The sequence below is a fragment of the Clostridium cuniculi genome (assembly GCF_004353185.1).
Lineage (GTDB): Bacteria > Bacillota > Clostridia > Clostridiales > Clostridiaceae > Clostridium > Clostridium cuniculi.
Genome location: NZ_SMUS01000004.1, coordinates 123,302 through 149,355 on the forward strand (window position 1 = coordinate 123,302; position 26,054 = coordinate 149,355).

The following is a 26,054-nucleotide window of genomic DNA, read 5'->3' on the forward strand; positions in this document are numbered from 1 at the left end:
AATACTAAATATCCTTAACATCAAATGATAATTCTATTTTTTCATGTGTGGCCTCTAATTGATTTAATTTTACTCCAGCACATTTAAACATAAGTTTTGATGCCTTTACTGAATCTGTGTTTGCATATTTATCACTTAAATATATGACTTCACTTATTCCAGATTGTATTATTGCTTTCGCACATTCATTACAAGGGAAAAGTGCAACATATATTCTGCATCCAGATAAATCTTTTCCTTTTGCATTTAATATTGCATTTAATTCAGCATGAACTACAAATGGATATTTTGTATTTAAAGTTTCTCCTTCTTTATCCCATGGGAACTCATCATCTGAACATCCCTTTGGAAGCCCATTATATCCTATACTTTCAATTATATTATTTTTATTTACTATACAAGCTCCAACCTGTGTATTAGGGTCCTTACTTCTCTTTCCTGATAACAATGCAACAGACATAAAATAATCATCCCATGATAAATAACCTTCTCTTTTACCCATAATATTTATCCTCCTATTTCTTTTATTAAATTAATTTTAACTTACTATTATGTCAATTATGATACAATTAAAAAATATTGTGAAACACTCTCTTTAATTAGCGAAATTTAAATCTTAATTCTAAATTTCCTCATAATTTACTAAAAAAGCGAAGACTGCTGTCTTCGCTTTTTTTACTACTTAGTTCCAAAAAGTCTATCTCCAGCATCTCCAAGACCTGGTACAATATATCCTTTTTCATTTAATTTTTCATCAACAGATGCAACATATATATCAACATCTGGATGTTGATCTTGAACTAACTTAATTCCTTCTGGAGAAGAAATTAGACACATTAATCTTATTTTCTTAGCTCCTCTTTGTTTTAATAAAGTTATAGCATCAGCTGCAGATCCTCCTGTTGCTAACATTGGATCAACTACAATTACATCTCTCTCAGCTATATCTTGTGGAAGCTTACAGAAATACTCTACTGGTTGAAGAGTTTCTTCATCTCTATATAGTCCTATATGTCCAACTTTTGCTGCTGGAATTAGGTTTAATATTCCATCTACCATTCCAAGTCCAGCTCTTAATATTGGAACTATCGCCATCTTCTTTCCTGCTAGCATTTGACACTTAGTTTTGCATATTGGAGTTTCTACTTCAACTTCTTCAGTCTCTAAATCTCTAGTAACTTCATATGCCATTAACATAGATACTTCTTCTACTAACTCTCTAAAATATTTTGACCCTGTATCCTTGCTTCTTATGTATGCTAATTTGTGTGATATTAAAGGATGCTTCATTTCTGTTACTTTGCTCATTTTCTTATTCCTCCTGAGTAAATATTTATTATTTAGAATATTTCTTTTCAATTTCAGTAATTTTATTAATTCTTCTTGTATGTCTATCGCCTTCAAACTCAGCGCCTAAAAATGCTTTAACTATATCTATTGCTAATCCCTTTCCAACAACTCTTTCTCCCATAGTTAATATATTTGCATCATTATGTTCTCTAGTTGCATGGGCACTAAATGTATCTGAACAAAGTGCTGCTCTTACTCCTGGAACCTTATTTGCTGCAATTCCTATTCCAATTCCTGTACCACAAATTAATATACCAAAATCAAACTCTTTAGCTACTACAGCCTCTGCAACTGGTAACGCTATATCAGCATAATCGCATGATTCTTCAGTGTATGTTCCAAAATCCTTAAACTCAATATTCTGAGTTTCTAGATACTTAGCTATTTCCTCTTTTAAATTTAATCCACCATGGTCGCAACCTAACGCAATCTTCATAAAAACCAACCTTTCTGTTATTTAATATACAACAATTATGTTATTGTATTTTTATATTTATAAAAAAAGAGGAATAGGTTCCCCCATCCTCCTTATTTATACATCTATAATATCATATCCAGCAGCTTTACTTAACCTATTCATTATTGCGACACCAACACCTTTTTCTTCGAATCCTTGACATAAAATATATTGTACACCTAGATCATCACATTTTCGTAAAGCTTCAAAAAGATGTTTGGCAATTTGACTTAAATTTTTCTCACTACCTAAAGATATCACACTACCTTTATCAAATTTACTTAAGTTCTCATCTGTAGTCAGTATAGCTACATCATTATTTTTTTCTATATAATTTTCTAACATTTCTTTAATAATTTCAATAGTTTTTTCATTTTTGCCCCTAATTATTTTTAAATGCGCTTTTGGAGCATAATGCCTATACTTCATTCCTGGTGCTTTTGGTTTTAAATCATTACTTGGTTTTGATTTTAATGCTTTATCTATATCAATATTAGAATCTATTTCCCTAAGCATTTCTAAAGTTATTCCACCTGGCCTTAATATCATAGGAGGATTAACTGTACAATCAATAATAGTAGATTCAACTCCAATATCACTACTTTCTCCACCTATTATATAATCAACTCGACCATTTAAATCCTCCACACATCTTTCTACTTCAGTTGGACTTGGTCTTCCTGATATATTAGCCGATGGTGCAGCAATTGGCCTTTTTGAAAGTTCTATAAGTTTAAGTGCTATCTCAGAATTAGGCATTCTTATACCAATAGTATCAAGATTTGCACTTGTCATATTAGGTATAATATCTTTTTTTTCTAAAATTATAGTTAATGGACCTGGCCAAAATTTATTAATTAACTCTTGAGCTATAGGAGGTACCTCTTTTACTAAGCTAGAGATATCCTTAGAGCTAACATGAACAATTAATGGATTATCTTGTGGTCTTCCTTTAGCAATAAATATCTTTTTTACAGACTCTTCATTTAATGCATTTGCTCCTAAACCATATACTGTCTCTGTAGGAAAAGCTACTGTTCCACCATCTCTTATAATTTCTGCAGCTTCCTCTATAAATTTAATATCTTTTTTAATATCTTTAATTATGGCAACCTTAGTTTCCATAAGGAATTACCTTCTTTCTTTAAATTTCTTTTTGACTTCTCGCTATTTTTATATTATCTATAGCTGATGCCGTATATGTAGCATTAACACAATTTCTATATATATTATCTAAAAATATATACTTGTTTAATTCTCCATATTTAATAACTTGAAAATAAAAAACTACATCTTCATTTATTCTTTTTAGCCGTCTATACTCAACTGCTGCTTCTTCATATTTTTTCATAAACTCTTTATTTATTAGCTTCATCTTTTGATTTTTAACTTTTCCCTTAGTAACAATTATAATTTCCATGTCTTCATTACTTTTATTGGTATGTATAATTGATATCCTATCACATTGAATATATGTATAAGATGAAAATAATCCACTTCTAAACTTTAATTTATTATTAGCACAAATAAACTTCAATGTACAGGCATTAACTTTTCTTATAATTGCTATGAAGATAAGAATTTCTATTAATAATAGAAATGCTATTATAGTAAAAGTCTTAATATATGCTAAGTAAGTTATAATCGGAAGAAATATCGCTAAAAAAAACATAAAAATAATAAATAGCTTATTATATCTCTTTTGTTTCTTTAATGCTTTTTCAATCTTCATATTATCACCTATTTTAAAAGCCTTACATTAAATAATGCAAGGCTTTTAAACGCACTATATTGAATCAGTATTACCCATTGCTTGCATTTTTTCTGCTTGATCCGCAGTAATTAACGCATTTATAACCTCATCAATATCTCCATTCATAAAACTATCTAATTTATATAATGTTAATCCAATTCTATGATCAGTAACTCTTCCTTGAGGATAGTTATAAGTTCTTATTCTTTCACTTCTATCCCCTGTACCAACTTGGCTCTTTCTATCTTCTGCAATTCCTGCAAGTCTTTCAGCTTCTGCAACTTCATAAAGTCTAGCTCTTAATACTTTCATAGCCTTTTCTTTATTCTTAAGTTGTGACTTTTCATCTTGACATGCAACAACAGTACCTGTAGGTATATGTGTTATTCTAACTGCTGAATCTGTTGTATTAACGCATTGTCCTCCATTACCTGAAGATCTATAAACATCAATTCTTAAATCTTTATCATTGATTTCTATTTCAACATCATCAACTTCTGGTAAAACTGCAACTGTAGCTGTAGAAGTATGGATTCTACCTGAACTTTCTGTATCTGGTACTCTTTGTACTCTATGTACACCACTTTCATATTTAAGCTTTGAATAAGCTCCATTACCTTTGATCATAAATACAACTTCTTTAAATCCACCAAGGTCATTTTCATTTGAACTCATCATTTCAACTGACCATCTTTGAGATTCTGCATATCTTGTATACATTCTGAAAAGATTTGCTGCAAATAATGCCGCTTCATCTCCTCCAGCTCCACCTCTGATTTCAACAAATACGTTTTTATCATCGTTAGGATCCTTTGGTAATAATAAAATTTGAATCTTCTTTTCTAATTCTTCTTCTTGCGCTTTAAGACTTGAAATTTCTTCAGATAACATTTCTCTCATTTCTTTATCTGTTTCTTCTTCTAACATTTCCTTGTTAGCTTCTAAGTCTTCAACTACCTTTTTATATTCCCTATATGCTGTTACTATTATTTCTAAGTCAGCATGTTCCTTACATAGCTTTCTCCATTCTTTTTGGTTAGCCATTATTGAAGGATCCGATATTTTAACTGATAGTTCTTCGTATTTATTTTCCGTAAATGCTAATTTATCTAATAACATAGTATCACTCCGTACTGTATTTTTTCGTATTTAAATATTATAACATAATAATCATCATTTTATCAAGTTTAAACAAATGTATAAGTTAATGACTTCTGATATATTTTATATAATAAATTGTTAACTTTTAAATATATATTTTTAAATAAACTAAGAATATTAATATACAAATTAACTTTAATATAAGAAAAATTTATAGCACAAAACATTAACTATAAAGGGTACGGTATAAGCATATACATGGAGAAAGAAAAATGAAATATTTATTTGGAGGTATCATTGAAATTAAACCGTAGAATTTAATAATTGATGGAGTAAAGTTGCGTAAAGAAGTTTTTACTGTTTGAGCGAATAGCGAGTTTAAAAACTTTAGCAAACTTTACGGAATCAATTATATAAATTCTAGGTGAAAATTTCACCTTTACCGGAAGATAAATATTTCATTTTTTCGCTTCCATGTGGTGCGCAATATTATTCTAAAGTTCACCAATAACTACTCTATCATGCCCAGCTAAATCCTTAACTATTCTTACATTTTTATATCCCTTTTCAATCATTAAATCACTAACCTCTTTACCTTGGTCATGACCTATTTCAAAGGCTAATATTCCATCCTTATTTAATATTTTATCACTATCATCAACAATTTTTTTATAGAAATATAAACCATCTTCTCCACCATTTAAAGCTGTATGAGGTTCATACTTTTTGACATCATCCATTAATGTCTCTATAACTTCTTCCTTTATATATGGTGGATTAGAAACTAATATATCATATTTCTTTTGCTGATTTATTACCTCTTCTAGTAAATCACTTTTTATAAATGTTGCTCTAGAGTTTAAATTATGCTTTGTTATATTCCTCTTAGTTACTCTTTCTGGAATATCATAGTAATCAATTAAATCTACCTTCGTGTTCTCTCTTAAATAAGCAATAGATATACCTATTGCACCACTTCCACAACATAAATCACAAACAGTGTATTCTCTATCATCCTCAATAGTCTTAAGAGTCTCTTCTACTAATATTTCGGTATCCCCCCTTGGAATAAGTACACCTTCTTGAACATGAAAATCTAATCCCATAAATTCAGCACTCTTTAGTATGTACTTAATAGGCATCTTTTCTTTTCTTTTATTTATTAATCTATAGAATTCTCTCTCTTTAAATTTGTTAACTTCCTCTTCTTTGTTAGTAATTAAATAAAGTTTATCTTTTCCAAGAACTTTTCCTAATAATAATTGAGTATCTAATATATAAGTTTCTACATCTGCTTCTTTTAATATTTTATTTCCATCTATTAATAATTCCCCAATTGTCTTCTTATATTCAATTCCTTCTACTGCCATTAAAGATTTTATAGCAACTTCTAATTGAGCATCATCAGGTTCTTTAGTAGTAAGCTCCTGTAATTTTAAACCTGGATATGCAATAATTTTTCCCAATTTACTTTCAGTCCTTCCAAGCCATTTTATTAATTCATAAGTAATTCCAGCCACTATAGGCATTAGTACTATTCTCAATATAAGCCTTTGCCAAAAGCCACCCCAGCCTGTTAAAGTAAATAAAACAATACTAACTATCATAGTTAAAAATAGAAAATTAGTTCCACATCTAGGATGCAATCTTCCAAACTTTCTTACATTTTCAACTGTTAATTTTTCTTCAGCTTCATAACAAAATATAGTTTTATGCTCTGCTCCATGATATTGAAATACTCTATATATATCATCTAGCTTACTTATTAAATACATATAACTTATTAAGATTGCTATTCTTATTGCTGACTCAATTAAATTTAATACTATAGGAGATAATCCCATATTTTTAAATATTGATGCTACTGCAGTTGGTATACCTAAAAATAGCCCCGCAGCAACTAAAAGAGAAATCATCATAGTTATTGTAACAATTAGATCATTAGCACCTTTATCCCCTAATTTCTTTTTAAGCCAAATATCAAATTTTGATTCTTCTTCATCCTCTTCAAAAAAACTTGCAGAATAGTTTAATGTATTAATACCAACTATTAATGAATCTATTAATACCGCTGCTCCCCTAATTACAGGAATATTTAAAATTCTATATTTTTTTGTTATTGGTTTTGTTTTTTTTACTTTAACTTCTATTTTTCCATTTGGAGTTCTTACTGCTGTTGCCAAACCCTTTGAACCACGCATCATAACTCCTTCAATTATAGCTTGACCCCCAACATCACATTTTCTCATATCATCACTCTTTCATTTTATTTTTTATTTTTAAATTTAAAGTAACAATGTCCACATAAAGATTCATACTCAACATTGTCTACATTATCTATAGCAACTTGTTCACCCTCAAAAACAAATTTTCCATTTATTTTTCTACCATTTAAAACAGCTTTTCTTCCACATTTACATATAGTTTTTAACTCCTCTATGCTATGTGCTAATAATAATAATCTTGTACTTCCTTCAAAGCCTTGCATTTTAAAATCCGTTCTAAGTCCATAGCAAATAACTGGTATATCTAGACAAACTGCAATTTCAAAAAGTTCATCTATTTGATGAGATTTTAAAAATTGTACTTCATCTACTAATATACAATCTATTTTATACTTGTTATCTTCCCATTTTTTAACCTCTTCATATATATTTTGCTCATCATTAATTAATAAATCAACTTTGCGCTCAACACCTAATCTAGATACTAATTTATCTCCACCTTTTTTATCAGTTGATGGTTTAATTAATACAACCCTCATTCCACGCTCCTCATAATTATATGCTACTTGCATAAGGTTTGTAGATTTTCCTGAATTCATGGCACCATATCTAAAATATAATTTACTCATAACGTCTCTCCTTCTTATATTTGTCTATTTCGATTATAGCATTTTAATATATACTTAAAAAGATGTTTTTATTTCCTCGTTATATTGACTGTATTTCACCCTTATGTTATAATTCATTAGGTCATTGAATTACTTCAATGAATGTATTTTGAAAGAGGTGAATCAAATGAAACAAGGCATACATCCAGAATACCATCACGATGCTGTGGTTAAGTGCGCATGTGGAAACACTTTCACAACTGGTTCAGTTAAAGAAGAATTAAAAGTTGATATATGTGCTAAATGCCACCCATTCTTCACTGGTAAGCAAAAAATCGTTGATATCGGCGGTAGAGTTGACAAGTTCAATAAGAAGTTCGGTCTTAACAAATAAGATTAAATTAGAATTTATGAGAAAGAATTATGTTCTTTCTCATTTTTTCTTTAAATAAGAAAAAAATTAACAAAAGAGGCTTCTTTAATAAGCCTCTTTATATATTATTAACTACTTTTTAAATGTATCATTTTTAGGAAAAACTTGAATAAATTCTTTGTTATTTTTTGTTTTAGATAACATATTTATTAGATTTTCTGTAACATTTTCAATATTACCATCTCTATACATAATTTTTCTAATAGCAAATGCTACTTCTTTTTCTTCATCTGATAATAATAAATCCTCTTTTCTAGTTCCAGATTTATAAATATCAATTGCAGGGAATATTCTTCTTTCTTGAAGTCTTCTATCTAAGTGGACTTCCATGTTACCAGTTCCTTTAAATTCCTCAAATATCATATCATCCATTCTTGATCCTGTTTCAACTAATGCTGTAGCAAGAATAGTTAAGCTTCCACCTTCCTCTATATTTCTTGCTGCTCCAAAGAATTTTTTAGGCATTATTAATGCCCCTGGATCTAATCCACCTGATAATGTTCTTCCTGTTGGATTTATTGTTAAATTATAAGCTCTAGATAATCTAGTTATACTATCTAATAATATAACAACATCCTTCCCTTGTTCTACCATTCTTTTAGCTCTCTCTAATACCATTTGAGCTACCTTTGCATGGTTTTGTGGTTCCTCATCAAATGTTGAATAGATAACATCTCCATTTATAGATCTCTTCATATCAGTAACTTCTTCTGGTCTTTCATCTATTAATAAAACTATAAGCTTAATATCAGGATGATTTTTGCTAATATTTTGTGCAACCTTTTTTAATAAAGTAGTTTTACCGGCTTTTGGTGGAGCAACAATAATTCCTCTTTGTCCTTTTCCTATTGGACAAATAATATCCATTAATCTAGAAGATAAATCTTTCTCATTATCAGTTTCTAAATGTAATCTTTCATTAGGATATATAGGAGTTAATGTTTCAAAATTCTTTCTTCCTATAGCCTTTTCTGGATTATCACCATTTACTTTTTCTACAAATAATAAAGCCTTAAATTTTTCTCCCTCTTTAGCTTCTCTTACTTTTCCCTGAACTTCATCACCTGTTCTTAAGTTAAATCTTCTTATTTGTGATGGAGATACATATATATCATTTTCTCCAGTTAAGTAGTTATTACATCTTAAAAATCCAAAGTTATTATTTTCTTGAACTTCTAGTACTCCTTTAGAAGAACCAGATTCATTTATCATCACCTTTAGTCTCTCTTTTTTCTCCTCTTTTTGTTCTTCTGTCATAGAATAGTTTTCTCTATTTTCATGATTATTTGAAAAAGTATTATTAGAATTTTCTTGTTCCCTTACTTTAGGAGCTATTCTTTCTGTTAAAATTACTCCATTTTTTTCTATAGCATTAGGTGTAACTTTTACTAATTCATCAATTATTTCACTTTTCTTCAATTTACTTATGTTTTTTATTCCAAGCTCTTTAGCCTTATTTTTTAAATCAACTAAAGTCATCTCAGCATATGTCTCTCTGGTCAAATTGACACCTCCAATAGTTTTTTAATTTGGGATAATAATAGATTAAACCTAAGGTTTGATATATTTGAAATGAAATAGACTCTTATTAAAATAATAATATACAATATAGCATTAATTAATACAATGCATATTTAAGTTTATATATAATTATGAACTAATAACCTTTAAAATTCAATAGAAAGTTATATTATAAGCTTATCCACTTTAAATAATTTTATAACATTAAAAAGAAAAGTGAAGATATTCTTCACTTTTCTTACTTTTCTTTTACTTTTCCTCTATTGCAGCTTTTACAAAAGCTTTAAATAATGGATGTGGATTATTTGGTCTTGATTTTAATTCTGGATGGAATTGAGCTGCTACAAACCATGGATGATCTTCAACTTCTACTATTTCAACTAATCTACCATCTGGGCTTGTACCTGTTATTTTCATTCCAGACTCAATTATTTGTTTTCTATATGCATTATTAAATTCATATCTATGTCTATGTCTCTCATATATTAATTCGTCTGAATAACATTCATAAGCTTTTGATGTTTTATCTAATTTACATGGGTATAATCCTAATCTCATTGTACCCCCTAAATCTTCAACATCCTTTTGTTCTGGCATAAGATCTATTACAGGATATTCCGTCTCTGGATTAATTTCAGAACTATTAGCATCTTTATAATCTAATACACTTCTTGCAAATTCAATTACTGCTGTTTGCATACCTAAACAAATTCCTAAGAAAGGTATCTTATTTTCTCTTGCATATTTAATAGCTTCAATCTTACCTTCTACACCTCTATCTCCGAATCCACCTGGTACTAAAATTCCATCAACATCTCCTAATAAATCATTAGAATTATCTTCTGTCACATCCACTGCATTTACCCATTTAATTTCTACATTTGTTCCATTAGCTAGTCCACCGTGATTTAATGCCTCTACTACAGATATGTAAGCATCATGTAACTCAACATACTTTCCAACTAATGCAATTTTAACGCTACCTTCTAGATTCTTTAATCTAGAAACCATATCTATCCATTCTGTATTATTAATATCTCTGCAACCTAATTCTAATTTTTCAACAACTAATCTATCTAAACCTTCTTTATGGAGCATTAATGGAACTTCATATAAGTGATCTGCATCTAAATTTTGTATTACACACTTACCTTCTATGTTACAGAATAATCCTATTTTAGATTTTAAATCATCTGATATTTCTTTTTCTGATCTACAAACTATAATATCTGGTTGAATACCAATACTTCTTAATTCCTTAACAGAATGTTGAGTTGGCTTAGTTTTTAATTCACCTGATTTTCCTAAGAAAGGTACTAATGTAACATGTATAAAGCATACATTTTCTCTACCAACATCATATTTTATTTGTCTTATAGCTTCAAGGAATGGTAATGATTCAATATCACCAACTGTTCCCCCTATTTCAGTTATTACCACATCAACATCTGTTTCTTTAGCTACTCTATAAACTCTTTCCTTTATAGCATTAGTAATATGAGGTATAACTTGAACAGTTCCTCCAAGGTATTCTCCTCTTCTTTCCTTAGATATAACTGACCAATAAATTTTACCTGAAGTAATATTACTATTTTTAGTTAAATTTTCATCTATAAATCTTTCATAATGTCCTAGATCTAGATCTGTTTCTGCTCCATCATCAGTTACAAAAACTTCACCATGTTGGTACGGACTCATTGTTCCTGGATCTACATTTAAGTATGGGTCAAATTTTTGTATAGATACTTTTAATCCTCTATTTTTTAATAATCTTCCTAATGAAGCTGCTGTTATTCCTTTTCCTAATCCTGATACAACTCCACCTGTTACAAAAACATATTTAGTGCTCATGCTTAAACCTCCATATATCTAAAATTTAATTTAAATTTTCTATTGACTATTGATTTTTACAATGATATAATTTAAATTACCTCTCTTATTGCCAAGAGCAGGAATAATCATAGATATTATAGTATCACATTAGTTAGAATTAGGCTAGTGTTTTTTATGCATTTTTAAAATTTTCTTTTATTTTATCTTCTAATTCAAAATATTCATCTCTAAATCTTTTATTTATCAATATTTTTTCTTCAGCTTTTTTCATTCTATAGCACAACATTCTATTATTTAAAATCCCTAAGTTTTCTTGAATAACTTCTGAATTTAAACATTTAAATTTCTTCATAAGTAAAAGTGTCAAATATAAATTATCTTTCTTTTTAAGTCTCTTTTTAAATTCTTCATAACTCATTCCATAATAACTACTTAAAATTAACATTATAATTTCATACTTATTTATATTACCCACTCCTCTTTTATAGTGCTTTTCTTTAATTATTTCCTTCATAATTTTTTTTATTCATAGAAAAGACTTCTATGAATAATTAATTTCATAGAAGTCTAAAATTTAATTTACTTTAATTTTTATATTTAACTCAGTAATTATTCCTTCCTGACCTTCAAGTCCTAAAGTATACTTAGAGTAAATTTCTCCACCATTTTCATTAACATTTATATTTAACTTTTCAGTATCAACATTTAAATCTAATACTCCATATGGTGTGTTATATAAAGAAACAGCCATTGCCCCTTCTTTAAACTCCATATTTGTAGTAGTTGATCCTACTCTCTCTAATACCATTATATCATCTTGTATATTTAAAGTAGTAGTTGTTCCTTCCATTCCTGATATTTCTGATTCTTCATATATTGCTTTAAATCCATTCTCCTCAATTATAAACTTACCAGGAGTCACCACTTCAATTGCATCATTAGGATCTAAATTTGATGAACTTTTTACAGATATAATTGCTCTCTTCTCCATTTTATCCCCCTACTTTATAGAAATCATATATTTTTCTAATTCTTTATCTGTTATAGGCTCTACAACTATAATATTTTCTAACTTTTGTCCATATATACCGTATTTAACCTTTAACTCTGCTTTTTCTCTTCCTTTGCTATATCTTGCAGCTATTCTAGCAGCTAAATGTATGTCATTTTCAGTTCCATTTCCTTCCAACAATACAAGTGCTCCTGAAAAATCAGTTGTATGGAAAGAATAATATTTCTTATGTATAAGTGATTTAATTGCTTCTCCCTCTTCTTGAGTTCTTGCAACTATTATCTTATTGTTATCTTCTGTTCTAAAATGTCTTCCATATCTTAAAAGACTTAATTCATCTTCTTCAACTGCTTCTTTAAAAGTTAAAAGATCTTTTAATCTTAATGCATAATTAGGTTCTGTTAATTTACATCCACCTGCTGGTGATGGATATTCTGTTATTCCCCATTTTGCAGCTAATTCCATTTGTGGTTTTCTACTTCTTCCAGTAATATTTAATAACTTTTCTCTATCAACTAATCCACTTAATTCCATTTCTGTAGGATCCATATTCTTAGCACATAAAGGTCTTAAAATTTTATTAGCAAATCCAGATTCCTTTTTTACAATATTTAAAGCTTGTCTGTTTTGAGACATAGGTCGTTGATTTAATACTTCCCCTGTAATAATAAAATCTGCATTATGTTCCTCTAATAGTTTTCCTGCATAATTCATCATCATAGCATGACAATCTATACATGGATTCATATTTTTACCTCTACCATGCTTAGGATTTTTAACTAACTCTAAATGCTCTGGTGAAAAATCTACTACTAATAGTGGTATATCTATTTGCTTTGCCATCTTTATTGCACTTTCTTCACTAAAGAAATATGATCTAAAACAAATTCCTAATACCTCTATACCTTGTTCCTTTATTAATTTTGCTGCTAAAATACTATCTAGCCCTCCTGAAATCATAGCTAACGCCTTTGCCATACTCTTCCTCCTATTAATCAAAAATGTTATTTATAACTTCTACTATCTTAAACTTAAATTTAACTCCATTATTAACATTACTTGATTCTTTATTTTTTTCTTTATCTTCATTTATTGTCTCATTATTTTTAGGTTCTATATTTTCAATTTCTTCTTTTAAATCACTAGAATCTACTGAATTTTTACTTTCATCAACAAAGCATAGTGATGGAAACATAACACACCACCAGTTTTGTCCTTTTCCTTCTCCAATTATAACTCTAAAGGCTTCATAATTTCCTTGTGGAAAAACACAATCTCCATATACCTTATCAGGAAAATTCTCATAAGACAACATTGTAGTTACCTCATAAGTATAATTATTTTCTTCAATGACCTCTTTTGCAATTTCATTAACATAATCTATATTTTCCTCTAATACATTTTCTGCTTCCTCTAATGAATTTACATTACTTAATTTTTCACTTAATGCTTCAACTACTTTATCTCTAACTTTTAGCTTAAGATTTTGATCTTCATCTGTATCACTATTTGCTATTACATGAAATCTTATAAGCTTGTCCTTAATATCGTCATAATTTAATTCTGTTAACTCTAAACTAGATTCCTTTGTATTGATTGCAATAGATTGACATCCATTAAAAATTAAAACTGTTAAAACCATAGGTATTATAAAATAAATATACTTTCTCATAAACATAACCCCTTTCTAGTTTTAAGTATTGACATTATAAAGGGGTTTATTCATTTATATTTAATTTTTATTTAAATAGTTCTAGTTAAAAATACTTCTCTATGATTTTCCTTCATTTTTTCATAGCATCTTTGTGCCTTTAACATATCATCAAAAAAAGCAAATACACTTGGCCCACTTCCACTCATCATGCTACCTACTGCGCCATATCTATTCATATCTTCTTTTATTTTAATTAATATATTATGCTTTCTTAAAGTTACATTTTCTAATAAGTTTTTCATATTATTTGCTACATAATATAAATTATCTTGTTCCATAGCTTCTATTAAATTCTCAGTTTTAGGATGTACCCTAACTCTATCTAAATTAAAGGCCTTATATACCTCTTTAGTTGAAACTCCAAAACTAGGTTTTACTAAAACTAATATTTTATCCTTAAAAGGTGCTAAAGTTGTTATTTTTTCTCCAATTCCTTCACAAAGTGCTGTTCCACCATTAATACAATATGGAATATCTGCACCTAATTTTAATCCAAGCGCCATTAGTTCTTCATTAGATGCATTAACTTTAAATATCTTATTCATAAGTTTTAAAACGGCAGCTGCATCTGTGCTTCCTCCAGCTAAACCAGCTGATACAGGAATATTCTTTACAATATCAATATGAACTCCATCTTCAATATTATATGTCTCTTTAAATAAACTTGCTGCTTTATAAGCTAAGTTCCTTGAATCTGTAGGAACATAACTTTTATTACAACTTATTGTTATGTCTTCCTTCTGTTTCTCTATAGATATTTCATCGTACAAATCTATATTCTGCATTATCATTTTTAATAAATGATATCCATCACTTTCTCTTTTTCCTACTATATCTAAAGAAATATTAATTTTTGCATAGGCTTTTATTTTCATATATTCAAATCCTTTCAATGGAAAGTTCATAATTTTAAATTAAAGTTCAGAGCATAAACCCTGAACTTTATAAATAATATTATATATATTATTTTTCTTATAGTAAATATGTCATTGTTGTATTCTTTAATTTGAATTAACAACATTCCCTAAATCTGCATTATTATTTTTATTGGATTTGATATAATTTATTAATGGAGATAATCTTTCAAAAAATACAATTATAATATCTCCCTCAGAAGATTCATTTAATGCTATTTGTAAAGCTTCAACTTCATCTAACACTATATTTACGTTTGCATCTTTCTTTACTTCTAATACACCCTGTTTAATTAAATTAGGTACTTCTCCACTTTTTCTGCCTCTTCTATCTTTATCTTCTTTAATTATTATTTTATCAAGATATTTAGCGCTTATACTTCCTATTTCTCTAGCAACATAATCATTTCTATCTCCTGGAACACCAATTATTCCAGTAATATTCCCACTACTAATACGACTTAGTGTAGGTAAAACCTTTTTATACCCTTCTATATTATGGCCATAATCTAATATAACCTTTATACCATTATAATCATAAACGTTAAATCTTCCTGAGTTATCTTCAGAGTTAAAATTCTCTAATCCTATTCTTATCATGCTATAATCTATTTCCATAGCTACTAATGCAGCACAAGCTGCCATTGCATTTTCAATATTAAATTCCAATGTACCATTTAACGATATTGGAATATCTTTAACATTTATTATTTTATATTCTATTCCTCTATTATTGACACATATATAATCATCTTTTCTGTATACAGCAATATATTTCTTATTTATATTTTCTCTTACTAATTCATTATTAAAGTCAGAAGAATAGTAAATTATATTTGAATTTATTTTATTTATAATCTTTCTACTCCACTCATCATCAGCATTAATTATTACATTTCCATTTTCTTTTACAGCTTCTGCTAATAATGACTTTACTTTGCAAAGCTCTTCCATAGAATTTATATTATCTATTCCTAAATGGTCATCAGTAATATTGGTTATTACTGCAACATCTGCTAAATCATATGCTAATCCTTTTCTTATAATTCCACCTCTTGCTGTTTCTAAAACTGCTATATCAATATCTCTATTGTATAATATACATTTAGCACTCTCAAATCCTGTATCATCACCAGTATCAATACATTTACCATCAACATATATTCCATCAGTACTTGTCATGCCAACACAATATCCCATTCTAGATAATGTACTATTTATTATCCTAGTAGTTGTTGTTTTACCATTTGTTCCAGTAATAGCGACTACAGGTATGTTTTGAGGATTATTATTATACATCATATTGATTATATCATTTCCAATATTTCTACTAACTCCTTCATAAGGATATGAATGCATTCTTAACCCTGGCGCTGCATTAACTTCAAGTATAGCTCCATTATTCATCAACGATTCGCTAATATCAGTTGTACAAACATCAACACCACATATATCTAATCCTATAGCTTTAGCTGCCCTTACGCATATTTCCTTATTCTCTTCTGAAATAACATCTGTATAATCTATAGCTATTCCACCAGTAGATAAATTTGAATTTTTTCTTAAAAATAATTTTTCTCCATTTTTTAATACAGAATTCAAATTATAATTATTCTTACTTAAATTTCTTTCTAATTCATCATCAATCTTTACCTTAGTCAAAGGCTTTTCATGATCTTCTCCTCTAAGCTCATCACTATTTAATTCATCTATAAGCTCTTTAATATTTCTTTCTCCATCACCAATTACAAATGGCGGTATTCTTTTTGAAACTGCTACAACCTTATATCCAACAACACAAACTCTATAGTCATCACCCTCATAATATCGTTCAACTATTATGTCTTTAAACTCTTCAGTTAACTTTTGATAATATCTTAATAATTCCTTTTCGTTGGTTATCTTTAGTATAACTCCTCTTCCCTTGCTACCAAATTCAGGTTTTAAAACAACAGGATATCCTATTTCCTCTGCAGTTCTTAACAAATCAATAACATTATTTACCTTTTCCCCTTGAGAAACAGGTAAGTTCTGTATTCTTAATAATTCCTTTGTTAGTAACTTATCACAGGAAATATCAGCAGATACACAACTTGTAGCATTAGTAATTGCTGATTCTATTATTCTTCCTTGTTTTCCATATCCAATTTGATAAAATCCACTATTACCCATTTTAATTACTGGCAACCCAGCTTTTTTAGCAGCGTTACATATTTCTAAAGCACTAGGTCCTATAAGTTCTTCTGGCATTATAGATTTTATTATATTTAATCTATCATCAAAGCTAATTTTTTTTCTCTCTATAAGTGAATTAATAATATCAACAGCTAACTTTGCAACTTCAATTCCTACCTTTGGATACTCATATTGATATACAACTATATATCTATCACCTTCAATTTCTCTAGCCTTTCCATAAGCTACATCTATACCTAGGATATTTTGTATAGCTATGATAATATGTTCACAAATATGAGCTAAATAAGTTCCTTCATTTAGTCTCTTTACAAACCCACCTTCCTCATCTATCCCACATCTATGAGTATTAAGAATTGGAAGCATATCTACTAAGTTCTTATTAAAGTCTTTTATATCCTTACTAGGTATCTCCGAATATCCTTCTAAATCTACGTCTAGTTGTATGCACTTTTTATGCGAATGTATATTTCTTCCAGCGTAAACAGTGCTATTTATGATTTTCATAAAAATCCTTATCCTCCTCAAACGGTACCTTATCTAGTAAATTAAATCTATTACCTTCTTTTAATACATGAAGCTTTACGTTAAACATACTAAGTACTTCATCACTATATTGCTCTGATACATTACTATAATCGATTGAACTTCCATCTATGAAATATACTGCACCAGATCCAATAACTTCTGCAGTTCCTTTATCACTTACTACTATTGCTGTATCTTCATCTATTCCTACTCCTAAAACTTCTGGATTTTGAGCTATAGCAGTTAATAATCTTCCTATTCTACCTCGTTGAGCAAAATGTTGATCAATTATTATATTGTTTACTAACCCTAAACCTGGTGACATTTTTAAAGTACATTTATGTGGAGATTCATCATCCTCTCCCTGAACTATCATGGTATCACTCATAACAGATGCTCCGGCAGATGTTCCAGCAATTAATCCTCCATTAGCACATAATTCTTTCACAGCATCATATACTGGGCTTCCCCCTATCATGCTAGTTATTCTTAATTGATCACCACCAGTAAAGAATAATAAATTTGAATTATTTATTAATTCCACGTTTTTATTATCAAATGCATCTTCTCTAGTACTAATGTCTAGTTTATCTATATTTTTAATTCCTAAATTAGAAAATACATTTTTATAATTTTGATAACTTTTTTCTGGATATTCTGTTGCTATAGTTGCTATTATTAACTTCTCTTTTTCAGGATCTATATACTTTGCTACTCTTTTTAATATTTCTTTATCGCCTTCCTTATCTTCAGCTCCTCCTATTATTATTAAGTTACCACTTACTTTTTCGCTCAATTTATCACCTCAAATCACATATTTCTTATTTTATCCAATCAAATAAAATATATTCAAAAATACAAAAAGGCCATTGCATAACTTTGCAATAGCCTTTTTATATTTTTAAATCTTATTAAAATTTACACTTTCCTGGTATTATTAGCTTTTTACCTTCAGTTAATGATTCTGGTCCCTCTAATTCATTTATTTCTATTAATGAATCCATTGTAGTATTATATTTTTTAGCTAAATCCCAAAGTGTATCTCCTATATTAACTACATATATTGTAACTGAGGCTTTTTTACATTCTTTTTCTTCCTCACCTTCAATAATATCAACTATCCACTCTTTATTAACTTTATAACAAGCCTTAACTAAAACAGATAATGTAGCCCTTACACCAATTGTGTTAGCTTCAACTGTAGCATCTAAATTTTCTAAGTGAACTTTACATAAGGCAACCATATCTGGTTTTGTACCTTTTAAATCAATTACTGAAGTAAACGGAATTTCTCCATTACACATATCTATTTTACAATCATCATCAGTTGTTTTATAAAGAACTAATACCTTTATTATTCCTTCAATCTTTATCTTATCTTCTTCAACAACCTTATCTGTTATAACTGGACATCCTGTAGCAGATATTACACATCCAATTTTATCATTTTCATCCTTAGGATATAAGTTATCCTTTATTATTAATTCTGATGTAATTATTCCATGAACTAATCCTATTTCATAATTCTTCTTAGTTAATTCTATTGATTTAGTTGGTGAGTAAGCATCTTTAATTACATCAACAATCTCTTTAGATATAACTTTAATAGTTCCCTTAATCATAAATTCAACATTTACAACTCTACTCTCACCTAAATCATCAGCATTGATTATACTATCAAAATTTACTATATCTATTTGATGAGATGTCATCATCTCACTATTTACACCGATAGCTTCTTCTTCTTTTGATAAGTAAATATCATCTTGTAATAAGAATATATCATTTTCATCTTTTCCTTTGCATAGCACTTCTATCTTGCAATAACATCCAAAATATATTTTTCCATCGCCAAGTTTAACTTCTTTTTTGTGTAAGTTCATAGAGCATTTTAATACTTCATCAATTTCAGGTTTATCCATTGTTACTTTTATCATAGATTTTCCCATTAACTCTATGTCTTTCTCACACTTTATTTGATTCATCTCTTCACTTTTCGTCTTAACTTGTATATCGTCTCTTCCTTCAATTTCTTTAACAAATTCAAATTCTTCAACCTTATAAAGTTGCCACTTAGTTGATCTTATTCCATCAATGGCAATCTTACGTTCATTCATAATACTAGCTTGAATATGTTCTATTACGCACTCGACTTCACAAATCACTTTATGTTCTTCATTATTAAGATCAAGATAGTCTGCGAACTTTTCTGATAAATAAACTGAGTTTATACTAGTTACCTTGCTTTCATCTTCTGATAAATACATAACAGAATAATTAATTTGACCTTCTATCATTATTTTATCTGCTAACGTTTCTTTGTTTGTTATAGTTGCTTTAGCCTCTACTCCTAATATTTGATATACATCTGGATGAGAGTCTTTTATTAAATATTCACCCTTTAGCACATTATTAGTAGAGCTTTCTCTTAGTAATTGTTCATTTTGAATACTTTCTTTAATAACATCTATCTGAGACATCATATCCCCCCCCTATAGTATAACTACTATAATTTATATTCTTTAAATATATATTTATTCTAATATGCATTAACTGTTTACCAATTTTTATATAATATTTTCATCAAATTTTTTACAAACTGTTTATTTTTACCATTTAATTACACCCTTTGTCGAATTTTCGTACCTTTTAAAAAAAATTTTAATTTTTTTTAAATAAATTGTTGACTTTATTATAAATATGTCATATTATAAAGATGGTTATTGACCATATAACCTCTCATAAATTCTCAATACCCTTTTATACCATAGTTGAAAGATGGATACCCGCCATCTTTCTTTTTTTATTTCTTTATAAATATATTATTAAAAGTTAATTTTTAGAAATAAATTTAAAATATTTTTAAATAAAATAAATAAGAGCTTCGAAAAATTTCGAAGCTCTTATTTACACTGCGTAATATAGCAATACAGTTTTAGTTAAGACATCTGAATAACTATAAGTTACTGTTCTTTGGGTGTCACTTTCCAATCTCACAACAAAAATACTAGGATGAACACTTTCAATCACTCCATCATTTACAAGTATCTTCTTTCTTCCACCATTAGCTTTTAGTGTTACCTTTTCACCTACATGATTTTCAATATCTTTTCGTATGTTGGCTAAGGTTCTATTCTTTTCCATATGACCACCATCTTTCTAATTATATTATAAAGCTTTTTAGCACTTTTGTCAAATAAAACCAAATATTTTAACACTTTCCAGTGATGTTGTCAATATAAACTTTTTCTTTTTTTTATTAACCATTTATGGCATCTATTAATTATTATTGCATTTTTTATTATATTTTATTCATTTATTAACACATATATTGGAGCAAAGATTTATACACAAACATACTATAGATTGTAATAATATATTTATTAGGAGAAGAAAATGGTAATAGGTGATACCGTAGTTAGAAAATCTTACGATAAAGATATAACTTTTAAAATAATAGATATAAAAGAAGTAGATGGAAAAATAGTATATATTCTTAAAGGAATTAGCATAAGAATAATTGCTGACTCACCTGAGACTGACTTAGAGCCTGTTGATATTGACTTTATCGGAGAAAAAGAAAAAATATTAAATAGTCGAGTAAATGAGGCTATAAAAAAAGCTGTTAATACTCGATCTGTAATGTCTAGTAAAAGTAATTCAATCTTATTATCTAGAGGAAGTAAAAATCAAAAAAATACTCCGAATAAAGATTTAATGTTTGGGCGTCCCGGAAAAATTCTTCATATTGATGGCGATAAGGAGTACTTAGAAACTTGCCTAAAAGTATATAAACAGCTTTCATTAGATGCAGTGGGACGTGCTATTTCAGAAAGAGAGCAAGCTAATCATGTTGTAGACTTAGTCAAAGAACTTAAACCTGATATAGTTGTATTAACTGGACATGATAGTGTATTAAAAGAAAGCAATGATTACTTAGATTTAAATAATTATAGAAATTCAAAATACTATATTGATGCTGTTAAAGCTCTTAGAAATTATAACTCAAGCTATGATGAATTAGTTATATTTGCTGGGGCTTGTCAATCATGCTATGAATGTTTATTAGATGCTGGAGCTAATTTTGCTAGTTCTCCAAGCCGTGTATTAATTCATTGCCTAGACCCCGTATTCGTATGTGAAAAGATTGCTTATACAACTATTGATTCTGTGGTTTCAATAACAAATATAGTTGAAAATACTATTACAGGAATAAAAGGTATTGGAGGACTACAAACCAGAGGTAAATATAGAGAAGGATATCCTAAATCACCATATATCTAAATAATTTGAATAATTTAAAAGCCGGCTTTAAAAGCCGGCTTTTAAATCGTATTATATTCATTTTTAAAATCATCTAAAAACTTAAGATATTCATCCTTCTCATTTATTATACTTTCTAATTTACTATCAAAAGTATTTTGTCCCCAGTTAACCTCATTATAATAGTATCTATTAGCTAACCTCCAATACCTTTGAGGGAACTGTAGATAAGCATATAATACATTGTATTCACATTCTTCTAGATTAGAAACCTCATTATAAGCATCTATTATAGCTTTTGCAAATGACATATCCCATTTATTTCTCTTTAATACTTTTATCATAAAGTTTGAAATATCGAATGTTCTTATTTCTCTCTTACAATAATCAAAATCTATTACACTAACAGAATTATCTTTTCCAAGTATAATATTATGATAAGTATAATCATGATGGCAGAAACCTTTTTCCATTTCAGCTATCTCACATAACTTATCGTATTCTGATGACCTTAATGTATTTAAAGCTTTTTTTCCCATTTCTTTATAGAAATCCATTGATTTTAAATATAATAAATCAAAATCGCTTTTTCTATTCTTTTTTCTAATCATATCTCTCATCTTATCTAGTGATTTTATTCTTTTTTCCATAAGACTTGGCCATCTTCCAAGATCACTTTTTAATTTAGAATTTTCAGGTGGATCATATCCCTTAGATGCCTCATGCAGCTTTGCTAACGTTGCTGCTGCTATTTTTACTTCATCTATGTTATGAAAATCACATTCTCTTCCTTCTAACCATTCAGATAGAGTATATAAATCTTCATTTACTAATGCATATGGCTCGCCATCTATGTTTAAAAAATATCTGTCTACAGTATTAAAGCCGTTATTTATTAAATGCTCTTTAGCACCATAAACAAATAAAAGTTTTTGTGGCCCATAATTTATCTTCTTAAGACATCTCTCACCTTTATTTGTTTTCAAATAATAGATACCCTTATTAGCCTTTATTATATCTATTTTTATTTGAAATTGTCTTTCTATTTCAAATTCTCTCATCATATTCCTCACCCCCTCTATATTTATATGTATATATGCACTGTTTTATTAACATTTTTTATTTATTCTAATATAATAAATTATAACTACTTTGAAAGGATTAAATCATGAAGATTGGTATTGATGGAAGAGCCGCAAAATGGTATAGAGGTACCGGTATAGGAACCTATACCTATCAACTTATCACTAATTTAAGCAAATATGATGATTCAAATCAGTATCTTACTTTCATTCCTAAAGATTCTGATTTAAAGCTTGGCGATAATTTTTCTATAGAGTATACAATAGACTCATCTAACAATAACTTTTGGGATAATGTAAAAGTTCCTAATTTATTAGACAACTTTAATATGGAACTATATCACGTTCCTCAAAATGGTGTAGGCCTTTCAGACAATATTAATTGTCCTAAGACTATTACATTACATGATATAATTCCACTAAGAATGCCTGAAACTGTGAGTGATCGTTATCTAAGAATATTTAATGAAGAAATGCCAAGTATATTGAATAATTGTGATGGAATAATAACAGTTTCAGAATTTTCTAAATTAGATATAGCTAATGAATTTAATTTTCCACTTGAAAAAATATTTGTTACTCCTTTAGCTGCTGAAGATATATATAAACCAATAAATAGATTCTATTGTAAAAATGTAATAAAAGATAAATATCGCATCACTGATAATTTCATATTATATGTTGGCGGATATAGTCCTAGAAAAAATATTATTGGTATTATGGAAGCATTTTCTCTATTAAATAATAATCTAAAAAAAGATTTAAAGATTGTAATTACAGGTAAAAAAGGACTCTCATATGAACGTTATAGAAATCGTGCTATAGAATTAGGTATTATAGACTCTGTAATTTTTACAGATTTTGTTCCACTTGAAGATTTACCACTATTTTACAATGCTTGTGAATTTTTGATTTATCCATCATTCTATGAAGGATTTGGACTTCCTCCATTAGAAGCAATGGCTTGTGGTACACCTGTAATCGCATCTAACGTTACATCAGTTCCAGAGGTATGTAAGAATTCAGCAATCTTAGTTAATCCTAATGATGTTAATGAATTATCTTATTCAATGGAGAGAGTATTAACAGATAGCTTTTTGAAATTAACAATGATTGAACGTGGATTAATTACTAGTAGCAAATATTCTTGGAAAAATACAGCTTTAAATACAATTGAAGCATACAAAAATATAATTGATTTCTAAGTTTATTAAATTTTATTTATTACTATATTTAATAAGGGCTATGCTAATGCATAACCCTTATTTTTATATTAAATTTTCATTTATATTTCTTAATAAGTCACTTCTAAAAGTATCATTTTCAATCTTATCTTTGAATCTACTTAAAAACACCTCATAATCCCATGATTTTTGTTTTAAATAATAATCCTTAGAAATATTGATAAAATCTCTTGGATAATTTAACATTGCAAAAATTACTTTCTTTTCTTCATCCGATACCTTAGAAACGCTACTATAATCTTCTATTATTTTATTAATTATTTCTTTATCATAAGCATAATTTTTTATCACTTTTATAATAAAATTATATATATCCATAGCTCTAATATCTATCTTACAATAATCAAAATCTATCATATTTACTTTGTCCTCATCTATTATAAAATTGTGATGAGCTAAATCTAAGTGACATATAACCGCATTCTTTAGATCGGAGTAAAGCTCACTATAAGAACTCTCAGTTAATAAGTTTATACTTATATTTAAATCATTTTTTACTTTTGAAATATTTTTTAAAAATAACAAATCAAAATCATTTTTATAACTAAATTTACTTATAACCCTCTCTGCTTCTGTAATAAAACATAAATCATTTAAAAATTCATATATTAAATTTTTAGATTTATTTAATATAATATCTTCCTTTGTTAAATTATCTGTTATATTCATTGATGCATTATGAAAATTTGCTAAAGCTTTTGTACACCATTCTACTTCTACTGGATTTGTGAAAGTAGCCTCTCTTCCATCCATCATATCTAATAATACATAAGACCTTCCTTTCCACTCCGTAATTATATCCCCATTAGAATTTGTACAATATTGAAGTACATACTTATCTTTTTCTTTAATTATATTTAAAACTTTATTTATAAAATTTATTCTATCTAATGATGAATTAGTTATTTTTAATATTTTCTTTCCCTTATCTGTAAATAAAACAAATACTTTTCTTAATGGAATAATGTCATAAACCTTTACTCCCAGCTTAAAAAAGAACTCTTCGCTTAAATCATAGCTACACAATATTCTCTTATCTATATATCTAAACTTATTCATTTCACTCCTCCATTCATAAAAGTTCAATACCATCTATCTTTTGAGCAATACCAATCTCTTTTATCCATTCTTCATCACTAAATCTCTCTCTGTCTTCCTTTAGTTTTAATAAAGTTTTAATTGATTCAAGTGGATAATTTGACAGTACAGTGATGTAATCTATACTATCTTTATTTAAATCTGATTTATATGCAAAATCATTTATTAACTTAATAATATCTCCTTCATATCCTCTTTTTTTTAATCTTTTTATATAGTTATAGCAATCATGCTCTATCATATTATAAGAAATATATCTAGTAGTTCTTATACAAATTGTCAAACCTTCTTTTTTCAAGTTACCTTCATCTACTCGTCCCAAGCATATATCATAATCATTCATACTCCTTATTATTATTTTTAAGTACTCATCTTCATCTAAAGTATTTAATGACTTATTAGCCCTATTTAGTATTTTATTTCCTTCATCTATGATAAATAAATCAAAATCGCTTTTATTATATTTTTCCTCAAAAGATCTAATCATTTTTAATGTTTTTTTTGTTTGAACAATAAACGACTCTATTTCTTTTCCTATGGAACTCTCAACTCTCGGAATTATATTTGTTTTTTTACCTCTTAAGATTTTCTGTACTTCAATTATTAAAGATATCTGATTGTCTGTATCCCAAATATATTTTTTCCTGCTACCTTTAGGAAAGTTTTCTTCCCCAACAATAATCCCATTACTATTTAAAAACTCTAGTATATCCAAACAATAT

25 protein-coding genes are annotated in these 26,054 nt (G+C 28.1%); 3 read left to right on the forward strand and 22 right to left on the reverse strand.

Annotated elements, in window-relative coordinates; genetic code table 11:
• Positions 1–4: 4 nt before the first annotated feature.
• The 8 genes from EJJ37_RS02890 to EJJ37_RS02925 form a co-directional block, all read right to left on the reverse strand.
• Positions 5–502 carry a deoxycytidylate deaminase gene (locus tag EJJ37_RS02890; RefSeq protein WP_133014083.1) on the reverse strand — a complete coding sequence of 166 codons (498 nt, stop codon included), beginning with the start codon at positions 500–502 and terminating at the stop codon, positions 5–7.
• Positions 503–678: 176 nt separating this feature from the next.
• On the reverse strand, positions 679–1,308 hold the full coding sequence (upp, locus tag EJJ37_RS02895; protein WP_133014084.1) for a uracil phosphoribosyltransferase: 630 nt from the start codon (positions 1,306–1,308) through the stop codon (positions 679–681).
• Between the two features lie 28 nt (positions 1,309–1,336).
• Entirely contained in the window at positions 1,337–1,786 is a 450-nt protein-coding gene (gene rpiB, locus EJJ37_RS02900; protein WP_133014085.1) for a ribose 5-phosphate isomerase B, read from the reverse strand.
• A 96-nt stretch (positions 1,787–1,882) separates the two neighbouring features.
• Positions 1,883–2,932 carry an L-threonylcarbamoyladenylate synthase gene (locus tag EJJ37_RS02905; protein WP_133014086.1) on the reverse strand — a complete coding sequence of 350 codons (1,050 nt, stop codon included), beginning with the start codon at positions 2,930–2,932 and terminating at the stop codon, positions 1,883–1,885.
• 19 nt (positions 2,933–2,951) lie between these two features.
• Complete coding sequence (locus tag EJJ37_RS02910; protein WP_166484647.1) at positions 2,952–3,539, reverse strand: hypothetical protein; 588 nt, start codon at positions 3,537–3,539, stop codon at positions 2,952–2,954.
• Between the two features lie 54 nt (positions 3,540–3,593).
• Positions 3,594–4,679, reverse strand: a complete 1,086-nt coding sequence (gene prfA / locus EJJ37_RS02915; protein ID WP_133014087.1) for a peptide chain release factor 1 — start codon at positions 4,677–4,679, stop codon at positions 3,594–3,596.
• Between the two features lie 476 nt (positions 4,680–5,155).
• On the reverse strand, positions 5,156–6,910 hold the full coding sequence (gene prmC, locus EJJ37_RS02920; RefSeq protein WP_133014088.1) for a peptide chain release factor N(5)-glutamine methyltransferase: 1,755 nt from the start codon (positions 6,908–6,910) through the stop codon (positions 5,156–5,158).
• Positions 6,911–6,927: 17 nt separating this feature from the next.
• Positions 6,928–7,515 (reverse strand): thymidine kinase, encoded by a 588-nt coding sequence (locus EJJ37_RS02925; protein WP_133014089.1) that lies wholly within the window; start codon positions 7,513–7,515, stop codon positions 6,928–6,930.
• A gap of 166 nt (positions 7,516–7,681) precedes the next feature.
• Between EJJ37_RS02925 and rpmE the strand changes: the two genes are divergently transcribed.
• Positions 7,682–7,888, forward strand: a complete 207-nt coding sequence (gene rpmE, locus EJJ37_RS02930; RefSeq protein ID WP_005212373.1) for a 50S ribosomal protein L31 — start codon at positions 7,682–7,684, stop codon at positions 7,886–7,888.
• Positions 7,889–7,999: 111 nt separating this feature from the next.
• Here rpmE and rho read toward each other — a convergent pair whose 3' ends face one another.
• The 11 genes from rho to EJJ37_RS02985 all read right to left on the reverse strand — a co-directional run bounded on the left by rho (position 8,000) and on the right by EJJ37_RS02985 (position 20,789).
• Positions 8,000–9,406 carry a transcription termination factor Rho gene (gene rho / locus EJJ37_RS02935; RefSeq protein WP_420808517.1) on the reverse strand — a complete coding sequence of 469 codons (1,407 nt, stop codon included), beginning with the start codon at positions 9,404–9,406 and terminating at the stop codon, positions 8,000–8,002.
• Between the two features lie 291 nt (positions 9,407–9,697).
• The gene (locus EJJ37_RS02940) at positions 9,698–11,299 is read right to left on the reverse strand and encodes a CTP synthase (RefSeq protein WP_133014091.1); all 1,602 of its coding nucleotides are present in this window, start codon (positions 11,297–11,299) and stop codon (positions 9,698–9,700) included.
• 154 nt (positions 11,300–11,453) lie between these two features.
• Positions 11,454–11,756 carry a ribose-5-phosphate isomerase gene (locus tag EJJ37_RS02945; RefSeq protein ID WP_166484648.1) on the reverse strand — a complete coding sequence of 101 codons (303 nt, stop codon included), beginning with the start codon at positions 11,754–11,756 and terminating at the stop codon, positions 11,454–11,456.
• 99 nt (positions 11,757–11,855) lie between these two features.
• A complete protein-coding gene (locus EJJ37_RS02950) occupies positions 11,856–12,272 on the reverse strand; it encodes a YwiB family protein (RefSeq protein ID WP_133014093.1) in 417 nt (138 codons plus the stop codon).
• A 9-nt stretch (positions 12,273–12,281) separates the two neighbouring features.
• Positions 12,282–13,271, reverse strand: a complete 990-nt coding sequence (locus tag EJJ37_RS02955) for a DUF814 domain-containing protein (RefSeq protein ID WP_133014094.1) — start codon at positions 13,269–13,271, stop codon at positions 12,282–12,284.
• 13 nt (positions 13,272–13,284) lie between these two features.
• Complete coding sequence (gene spoIIR, locus EJJ37_RS02960) at positions 13,285–13,965, reverse strand: stage II sporulation protein R (protein WP_133014095.1); 681 nt, start codon at positions 13,963–13,965, stop codon at positions 13,285–13,287.
• A gap of 71 nt (positions 13,966–14,036) precedes the next feature.
• The gene (ispE, locus tag EJJ37_RS02965) at positions 14,037–14,882 is read right to left on the reverse strand and encodes a 4-(cytidine 5'-diphospho)-2-C-methyl-D-erythritol kinase (RefSeq protein ID WP_133014096.1); all 846 of its coding nucleotides are present in this window, start codon (positions 14,880–14,882) and stop codon (positions 14,037–14,039) included.
• A gap of 126 nt (positions 14,883–15,008) precedes the next feature.
• On the reverse strand, positions 15,009–17,624 hold the full coding sequence (cphA, locus tag EJJ37_RS02970; RefSeq protein ID WP_133014097.1) for a cyanophycin synthetase: 2,616 nt from the start codon (positions 17,622–17,624) through the stop codon (positions 15,009–15,011).
• Positions 17,608–18,441 (reverse strand): cyanophycinase, encoded by an 834-nt coding sequence (locus EJJ37_RS02975; protein WP_133014098.1) that lies wholly within the window; start codon positions 18,439–18,441, stop codon positions 17,608–17,610. The genes cphA and EJJ37_RS02975 overlap by 17 nt, the downstream gene beginning before the upstream one ends.
• Before the next feature lie 115 nt (positions 18,442–18,556).
• Positions 18,557–20,125, reverse strand: a complete 1,569-nt coding sequence (locus tag EJJ37_RS02980; RefSeq protein ID WP_133014099.1) for a DUF3794 and LysM peptidoglycan-binding domain-containing protein — start codon at positions 20,123–20,125, stop codon at positions 18,557–18,559.
• Between the two features lie 427 nt (positions 20,126–20,552).
• Positions 20,553–20,789: a Veg family protein gene (locus EJJ37_RS02985; RefSeq protein WP_133014100.1), complete on the reverse strand. Its 237-nt coding sequence runs from the start codon at positions 20,787–20,789 to the stop codon at positions 20,553–20,555.
• Between the two features lie 252 nt (positions 20,790–21,041).
• On the opposite strand from EJJ37_RS02985, the gene yabG reads away from it, so the two are divergent.
• The gene (gene yabG, locus EJJ37_RS02990) at positions 21,042–21,929 is read left to right on the forward strand and encodes a sporulation peptidase YabG (RefSeq protein WP_133014101.1); all 888 of its coding nucleotides are present in this window, start codon (positions 21,042–21,044) and stop codon (positions 21,927–21,929) included.
• 41 nt (positions 21,930–21,970) lie between these two features.
• Here the strand turns inward: yabG and EJJ37_RS02995 are convergent, their stop codons facing one another.
• On the reverse strand, positions 21,971–22,972 hold the full coding sequence (locus EJJ37_RS02995) for a CotS family spore coat protein (RefSeq protein WP_133014102.1): 1,002 nt from the start codon (positions 22,970–22,972) through the stop codon (positions 21,971–21,973).
• A gap of 104 nt (positions 22,973–23,076) precedes the next feature.
• On the opposite strand from EJJ37_RS02995, the gene EJJ37_RS03000 reads away from it, so the two are divergent.
• Positions 23,077–24,195 (forward strand): glycosyltransferase family 4 protein, encoded by a 1,119-nt coding sequence (locus tag EJJ37_RS03000; RefSeq protein WP_133014103.1) that lies wholly within the window; start codon positions 23,077–23,079, stop codon positions 24,193–24,195.
• A 63-nt stretch (positions 24,196–24,258) separates the two neighbouring features.
• On the opposite strand, the gene EJJ37_RS03005 is transcribed toward EJJ37_RS03000, so the two are convergent.
• Entirely contained in the window at positions 24,259–25,293 is a 1,035-nt protein-coding gene (locus tag EJJ37_RS03005) for a CotS family spore coat protein (protein ID WP_133014104.1), read from the reverse strand.
• 13 nt (positions 25,294–25,306) lie between these two features.
• Entirely contained in the window at positions 25,307–26,047 is a 741-nt protein-coding gene (locus tag EJJ37_RS03010) for a hypothetical protein (protein WP_133014105.1), read from the reverse strand.
• Positions 26,048–26,054 lie beyond the last annotated feature (7 nt).